This window comes from Bacillota bacterium (assembly GCA_024655925.1).
In the GTDB taxonomy this organism is placed as follows: domain Bacteria; phylum Bacillota; class DTU025; order DTU025; family JANLFS01; genus JANLFS01.
Genome location: JANLFS010000004.1, coordinates 3,672 through 5,190, shown reverse-complemented (window position 1 = coordinate 5,190; position 1,519 = coordinate 3,672). Strand labels below are relative to the sequence as shown.

Below are 1,519 nucleotides of genomic sequence, written 5' to 3'. Positions count from 1 at the left end.
AGAGAGGCCCGGGCAGAGGGCGAACGTGAGCGGGAGAGGCAGGCACGGGTGGCGCGGGATTGGAAGCTCTTCTACCTTGGCACGGTGCTGAGTCTGCCACTGGTCCTCGCCATGGTCGCAGACCTCGCGGAGGCACATGGGCCGATGATGTTCTTCATGAACCCGACTATCGGGTTCATCCTCACCACGCCGGTCATCTTCATAACCGGCGCCCGCTTCTACACTGGGGCTTACCGGGCACTTCGCCATGGCGGGGCAAACATGGACGTGCTCGTCGCCCTGGGTACCGGCGCCGCGTATATCCTCAGTGTGGCGCACACGTTCTTCACCGAGGGACCAGTCTACTATGAAGCCGCTGCAGTCGTGATAACCCTTGTCCTGCTGGGGAAGAACCTTGAGTACCGTGCCAAGGGCCGCACGTCCGAAGCTATCCGCAAGCTCATCGCGCTTTCTCCCAAGACCGCCTCTGTCCTTCGTCCCGACGGTGAGGCTCAGATCCCTGTGGAGGAAGTTGAGGTTGGCGACATTCTCATCGTACGCCCGGGTGAGCGGGTTCCGGTAGACGGGGAGATCCTCGAGGGCTTCTCCGCTGTGGATGAGTCGATGCTGACAGGCGAGAGTCTGCCCGTGGACAAGAAGCCTGGCGACCGCCTGACTGGGGCAACTGTGAACCAGTACGGAATGATCAAGATGCGGGCTACGAGGATCGGACGGGATACTGCCCTCGCGCAGATCATCCGGATGGTGGAGGAGGCTCAGGGAAGCAAGGCTCCGATACAGAGGCTTGCGGATGTGGTCTCTGCCTACTTCGTCCCCGCTGTCCTTGTGGTGGCGGCCGCAACCTTCCTGCTGTGGTATCTGGGCAGCCATGACTTCTCTCGGGCTCTGGTGAATGCCACGGCGGTCCTGGTTATCGCCTGCCCATGTGCACTCGGGCTTGCGACCCCGACGGGAATCATGGTGTCGACGGGGCGTGGCGCTGAGCTCGGCATCTTGATTCGAGGAGGCGAGCACCTGGAGAGACTGAGCAGGGTCCGAGCTGTGGTGCTGGATAAGACTGGCACCATCACGGTTGGTCGCCCGTCCTTGGAAGAAATGGTCGCAGTCGAGCCTTTCGGGGAGGCCGAGGTCCTTCGCCTCGCGGCCTCCGCGGAGCAGGCGTCGGAACACCCTCTGGGGAAGGCCATCGCCACCGGAGCCTCCGACCGGGGGATCACCCTCACGATGCCAACGGAGTCCGAGGCCATGCCGGGGCGCGGGATCACTGCCTTAGTCGAAGGCAGGCGCCTTGCTGTTGGGACCCTCAGGTTCATGGAGGATCTTGGTGTAGACATCACGCCTGTGGAGCAGACAGTTGCGAGGCTGGAGGAGCGGGGACAGACCGCGGTAGTTGTGGCTGTCGATGGTGCCCCGGCCGGCGTCCTCGGTATCGCCGATCAGGTCCGGGCAGGCTCGCGCGATGCTGTCCGACAACTCCGCGACGGTGGAATAGAAGTGTACATGATAACCGGGGACAATA

Annotated in this window: 1 protein-coding gene; it reads left to right on the top strand. The window is 62.9% G+C overall.

The window, feature by feature from the left end:
• The coding region (locus tag NUW23_00955; protein ID MCR4424749.1) for a heavy metal translocating P-type ATPase at positions 1-1,519 on the top strand (1,519 nt) is incomplete at both ends.